5 protein-coding genes are annotated in these 6,309 nt (G+C 43.5%); all 5 read left to right on the forward strand.

What is annotated here, in order from left to right:
- Positions 1-139: 139 nt before the first annotated feature.
- Positions 140-316: a 30S ribosomal protein S21 gene (gene rpsU / locus AB5Z12_RS17285; protein WP_004222305.1), complete on the forward strand. Its 177-nt coding sequence runs from the start codon at positions 140-142 to the stop codon at positions 314-316.
- Positions 317-490: 174 nt separating this feature from the next.
- Positions 491-2,041, forward strand: a complete 1,551-nt coding sequence (gene cls / locus AB5Z12_RS17290) for a cardiolipin synthase (protein WP_118578023.1) — start codon at positions 491-493, stop codon at positions 2,039-2,041.
- Positions 2,042-2,188: 147 nt separating this feature from the next.
- Complete coding sequence (locus AB5Z12_RS17295) at positions 2,189-3,361, forward strand: serine hydrolase (protein WP_148461976.1); 1,173 nt, start codon at positions 2,189-2,191, stop codon at positions 3,359-3,361.
- 20 nt (positions 3,362-3,381) lie between these two features.
- Complete coding sequence (locus AB5Z12_RS17300) at positions 3,382-4,557, forward strand: cysteine desulfurase family protein (protein WP_148461977.1); 1,176 nt, start codon at positions 3,382-3,384, stop codon at positions 4,555-4,557.
- 321 nt (positions 4,558-4,878) lie between these two features.
- Positions 4,879-5,964: a tRNA 2-thiouridine(34) synthase MnmA gene (gene mnmA / locus AB5Z12_RS17305; RefSeq protein ID WP_226815611.1), complete on the forward strand. Its 1,086-nt coding sequence runs from the start codon at positions 4,879-4,881 to the stop codon at positions 5,962-5,964.
- The last annotated feature ends 345 nt before the right edge of the window (positions 5,965-6,309 follow it).

A 6,309-nucleotide genomic window follows, 5' to 3' on the forward strand; every position in this document is an offset into this window, starting at 1 on the left:
AAAAATTTTTGTAAAATTAAACCAAAAGTTGTTGACGAACCCCGAGTGCATGATATATAATAATGTTCGTGCAAGAAAAATACCCAGACAGTTGTATTTTAGCACAATCTACAACTGGAGGGAGGTTAGGTGTGAGTCTATGTCAAACGTTATCGTAAAAGAAAACGAGACTTTAGATAGCGCTCTTCGCAGATTCAAGAGAAGCTGTGCAAAAGCAGGTATCCAGCAGGAAATCCGCAAAAGAGAGCATTACGAGAAACCAAGCGTTCGTCGTAAGAAAAAATCTGAAGCCGCAAGAAAACGTAAATATAATTAATTGTGCGCAAAAATCCCTGGCTGCATTCAGTCAGGGATTTTTAAATCCCGCAATATCTTCAAATTTGGCTCATTGTCTTCAGGGAAGAACTGATTTTTATATATGGTGATATCGCTGGCTGACCACATGTCCGTTTTGTTGCTGACCGGTGTATGAAGGAGAAAATATAAACTTATGATGATTTTGAAAAAAATAGCCAAGCTTCTGTTTAACCGGGTATTTTATGTAATATTTGCCATGGCGGTGCAGCTTGGCTGGCTGTTGACTATATTTCTGCGTCTTGCAGGATATTCCAGATATATGTCTTTTATTCTGGATGTTATCAGTATTCTGGTTGTTCTGAAAATTGTGAATCGAAAGATAAATCCCTCGTATAAACTGGCATGGACGATGTTGATCCTATGCCTGCCAATTTTTGGCCTTGTTTTGTATCTTGTATTTGGACGTTCCAGAATTGCTGCTTATATGCAGGATCGATTTAATGAGATGCTGATGAAGTCCGGTAATCTTTTACAGACAGATCCTGAAATACATGACCTTCTGGAGGCAGAAGATATATCTGCATGCAATCAGTCTGATTATATATATCATAATGCAGGTTATCCTATTCACGGAAATACTACCGCAGAATATTTCCAGGTTGGAGATGACATGTTCCCGGTTCTTGTAAGGGAACTGGAGCAGGCACAGCATTATATTTTTATTGAGTATTTTATAATCCATGATGGAGTAATGTGGAGAACCATACTGGATATACTGGAGAGGAAGGTTCAGGAAGGTGTGGATGTCCGTCTGATTTATGATGACATGGGATGTCTTACCACGCTCCCTCATAAATATTATGAAACCATGAGATCCAAAGGAATCAAGTGTCAGGTGTTCAATCCTTTCCGTCCGATCCTGAATATTATCCAGAATAACCGTGACCATCGGAAATTCTGTATTATTGATGGATATGTGGGATTTACCGGTGGTGTAAATCTGGCAGATGAGTATATCAACCAGAAGGAGCGCTTTGGACACTGGAAGGACACTGCGGTTATGCTGAAGGGGGAAGCTGTCTGGAACATGACTGCTATGTTCCTCCATATGTGGAATGTGATTACCAATAACCGTGAGGATCATTCACTTGAGAAATATCTGCCTCATGTATGGCATCCGGAGGCATTTGAAGGGGATGGATATATTCAGCCGTTTTGTGATTCTCCGCTGGATAACGAGACTGTTGGAGAGAATGTTTATCTGAATATTATCAATCGTGCAAAAAGGTATGTGTATATCTGTACACCCTATCTTGTTATTGACAATGAGATGATGACTGCTCTTTGTCTCGCAGCAAAAAGTGGTGTGGATGTCCGTCTGATGACACCTGGGATTCCAGACAAAAAACTGGTATTTCTTCTTACCCAGTCTTACTACGAGCAGCTTCTGGAAGCAGGAGTGAAAATCTATGAATATCAGCCGGGATTTTTACATGCCAAGTCCTTTGTATGTGATGACGAGATCGCTGTTGTGGGAACCATCAATCTGGACTACCGGAGCTTGTATCTTCACTTTGAGGATGGTGTATGGATCTATCGGAATCAGGTGATTTATGATATTAAAAAGGATTTCACAGATACCCTGGAATATTGTAATCCGGTATCTTTGGAATTCTGTCGTGGAAGAAATATTGCAGTGCGGGCGATGCAGAGTATTCTAAGGTTATTTGCACCGATGCTGTAGAGCGTGTTCAAAAAGGGGTTTCTGCAAATTGAGGCGTATAGATTGCGGAAATGATTTTTCAAACACGCTCTAAACCTTATGCAGAATGAGTATATAGATGATGCCCCTTACCTGCGGCATTGCCATATATAAATCAGGAGGTCAGAAATGAGAAAAGAGATAAAGAAACAGCTTCAGACGATTATGGATCAGGCAGTAAAGGATAATCAGATTGCCGGTATGAATATGATGGTAATAAAGGACGGCCAGGAGGAAGCCTATCTTCAGTGTGGCTATGCGGATAAAGCAAATGGGAAAATGATTGAACGGGATACCATATTCCGTCTTTTTTCCATGACGAAACCGATTACAGCGGCAGCGGCCATGATTTTATTTGAAAGAGGAGTAATTGATCTGGCAGATCCGGTTTCCAGATATATTCCGGGATTTGCAGACCAGATGGTGTCTGTACCTGGCGGACTGGCACCAGTATGGCATAATGTAACGGTTTATCATTTGTTGTCTATGACCAGTGGTTTGACTTATGGCGGAAACAGCAGTGCCGCAGAGTTTGCCGTTGGAAATGTGATGGAAGAAATACATGCACGTCTGAATACAGAGCATCCCATGACAACACTGGAATTTGCAGATAAGATCGGCAGATGTCCTTTGGAGTTTCAGCCCGGAGAGCGCTGGAAGTATGGGGTATCCGCAGATATTCTGGCAGCAGTGGTGGAGAAGGCTTCCGGCATGAAATACGGTGAATTTCTTAAGAAAGAGCTTTTTGTGCCTTTGGGAATGAAAGATACAGATTTCTATGTTCCAGGTGAGAAGCTGGACAGACTGGCCATGACTTATGAGCAGACTGCCGGTGAAATGAAAGAATTCCGTGACAACAGTCTGGGAATCCGTCTTTCCATGGACGTACCGCCTGCTTATGAAGCCGGAGGGGCAGGGCTTGTTTCCACCATTGAGGATTATTCCAGATTTGCGGCTATGCTGATAAACAAAGGTAGCTTTCAGGGCAGACAGGTCCTTAAGCCTGCTTCTGTGGAATATATGACCACCCACAAGCTTATATCATGTCAGCAGGCGTGGTTTGAAAAATGGTGGGAGATGAATGGATATTCTTATGGAAATCTGATGCGTGTGATGACGGATCCGTGGAAGGCACCCTTTGCATGCTGCGAGGGTGAATATGGCTGGGATGGCTGGCTTGGCTGCTATTTCGCCAATTTTCCCAAGGAGAATATGACGATTCTTATGATGATGCAGAAGAAAGATGCAGGGACATTTGATCTTACGAGGAAGCTGAGAAATGTGCTGCTTCTTGAAATGTAATATAAAGAGGAATTTGAGTTATGCCTAGAATTTATGCAGACAATGCAGCAACCACAAAAATAAGTCAGACAGCAATGAAGGCTATGATTTCTGCAATGGAGAATAGTTACGGAAATCCGTCCAGTATTCATCAGATTGGGATGGCAGCAAATGATGCCTTACAGACGGCGAGAGAGCAGATTGCACGTTGCCTTGGCTGTATGCCGAAAGAGATTTTTTTTACATCAGGTGGGACAGAATCAGATAATCAGGCAATTGTGTCAGCGGCTATGCTTGGGGCGAAAAAGAATAAGAGGCATATTATTTCTACTGCGTTTGAGCATCATGCGGTGCTTCATACTCTGAGAAGGCTGAAGGAGCAGGGATTTGAGATTCAGCTTCTGGATGTGGGAGCAGAGGGGAATATTACAGCTGCTCAGGTGGAAGAAGCAATTCGGCCGGATACCTGTCTGGTTACGGTTATGTTTGCCAATAATGAAATTGGCTCTGTTCTTCCTATAGCGGAAATTGGAGAAGCCTGCCGTGCTCACGGGGTGCTTTTTCATACAGATGCAGTGCAGGCAGCAGGACATATCCCGGTAAATGTGAAGAAACAGAATATTGATATGTTATCTCTTTCCGCACATAAATTTCATGGCCCAAGAGGAATCGGTGCATTGTATGTGAAACGGGGGATTGAACTGACTTCTCTTATGGAGGGCGGCGGCCAGGAGCGTGGAAAACGGCCAGGCACAGAGAATTTACCGGCAATTATGGGAATGGCAGCTGCTCTGAAAGAAGAGTGCACTTTGATGGAACAAAATGAAGCCAAGGTTATCGCCATGCGAGATCGTTTGATTCAGGGGCTTTCGCAGATTCCCTACAGTATACTGAATGGTTCCAGGGAGAAACGCTTGCCTGGTAATGTGAATTTCTGCTTTGAAGGTGTATCCGGTGAAAGCCTGCTGCTTCTTCTGGATAGCAGGGGAATCTGTGCTTCTTCTGGTTCTGCCTGCGCATCAGGTGCCCTGGATCCAAGCCCTGTACTTCTTTCTCTTGGTCTCGCTCCTGAAATCGCCCAGGGCTCCCTCAGAATCAGCCTTGACATTTCCAATACTGAGGAAGAAATCGATTATATGCTGGAAGTGATTCCCCAGGTGGTGGAACAACTCCGCGGAATGTCAGATGATTGGCGGAAAAAGCATTGCGAGGATTAAAAGAATCGTGTATGATACAAGATATGATTATTAGAATAGATTGCTATTTAGTTGATTAAAAGTTCGTCAGGAGGGACGCATTTGGACAATGTGTATTACTCACTCGCCGGCGCAACGCTCCAGCGAACTAATCGCTAACTGCGACTAATGCGTTCGGGAGAGCCCTCACGCATAAGTCTCCGTAAGCGCTGGATTTCGCTTACGCTAAGAGCGCGCCTGAAATGGCTCGCTGGAGTAATACACATTGCCCAAATGCTGTGTGTCGGCTGGGACTTAAACACATTAAATAGTAATAGTTTTCAGTTTTTATGAGGTATAAATATGGAATCAGACAATATGAAAAAAGCATTGATCGCCATGAGTGGCGGCGTAGATTCTTCAGTGGCCGCTTACCTGATGAAGGAGCATGGATATGACTGCATCGGTGTCACCATGAAGCTTTTCCAGAATGAAGATGCCGGTGTGAGCCGCAAAAAAAGCTGCTGTTCTCTGGATGATGTGGAGGATGCAAGGAGCGTAGCACATAATCTTGGAATCCCGTATTACGTGTTTAATTTCACCGCAGATTTTAAAAAACAAGTTATGGACCGCTTCGTAGCAGCCTATGAAAACGGTGCAACTCCCAACCCCTGCATTGACTGCAACCGCTACCTGAAATTCAACAGCCTTTACCATCGTGCAGAAGAATTAGGCTGTCACTATGTAGTAACCGGACACTATGCCAGAATTGAAAAGCGGGAAGATGGAAGATATCTTCTGAAAAAAGCAGCTGACCCTGCAAAAGACCAGAGTTATGTTCTTTACTCTCTTACTCAGGAGCAGCTGGCACACACCATGTTTCCACTTGGAGACATGAATAAACATCAGACCCGCATGATCGCAGACCAGCAGAATTTCTATAACGCAGATAAGCCGGACAGCCAGGATATCTGTTTTGTCCCAGATGGGGATTATGCTGGATTTATCCGCCGGTTTACAGGAAAAGACTATCCGGCAGGCGATTTTACAGATAAAGACGGAAATGTGCTTGGGCATCATAAAGGAATTATTGGCTACACGGTAGGTCAGCGAAAGGGGCTTGGTATTGCAGCCGGGAAGCCGGTTTACGTTACCAAAATCTGTCCGGCAGAGAACCGCGTGATTTTGGGAGATAATGAGGATTTGTTCCATCGCGAACTGGATGTGGAAGACTTTAATTTCATCTCCTTTGATACCCCGCCGGCAGAATTTCGCGCCAAAGCCAAGGTTCGTTACCGCCAGAAGGAGCAGTGGGCAACTGTAAAAGTTACTGGAGAACATAGTGTACACATCATTTTTGATGAGCCCCAGAGAGCTATCACCAAAGGGCAGGCAGCTGTGCTTTATGATGGAGACGTAGTCATTGGCGGCGGTGTGATCACGGGCTGATAAAATCCGAAATTGCATGATATCTGTTGAAAATATATTGATGTAAAACAACCGGAAGAAATATAGCTAGGTCTATATTAAATTCTGGTTGTTTTTTTGTTTATGCAGTCAGTTTACAAAAAATTAAGAATATATCTTTGTTTTATAGATGACTAACCCTATGGGAAAATGTTACAATAACCCATATCAGGCATCAAAGTGGAGCGTATAGATGATAGAATGCCTTTTCAAACACGCTCCAGTCAACTACAGTGAAATATTCAGAAATGGAGCTTCCTGTATAATAAAAAACGTAGATGTTGAAAATTGAAAATACCTCAGAGTACAATAAGACTACTGACTGGC

The organism is Ruminococcus sp. RTP21358st1_G6_RTP21358_211008, assembly GCF_040908885.1.
In the GTDB taxonomy this organism is placed as follows: Bacteria; Bacillota; Clostridia; order Lachnospirales; family Lachnospiraceae; genus Blautia_A; species Blautia_A faecis.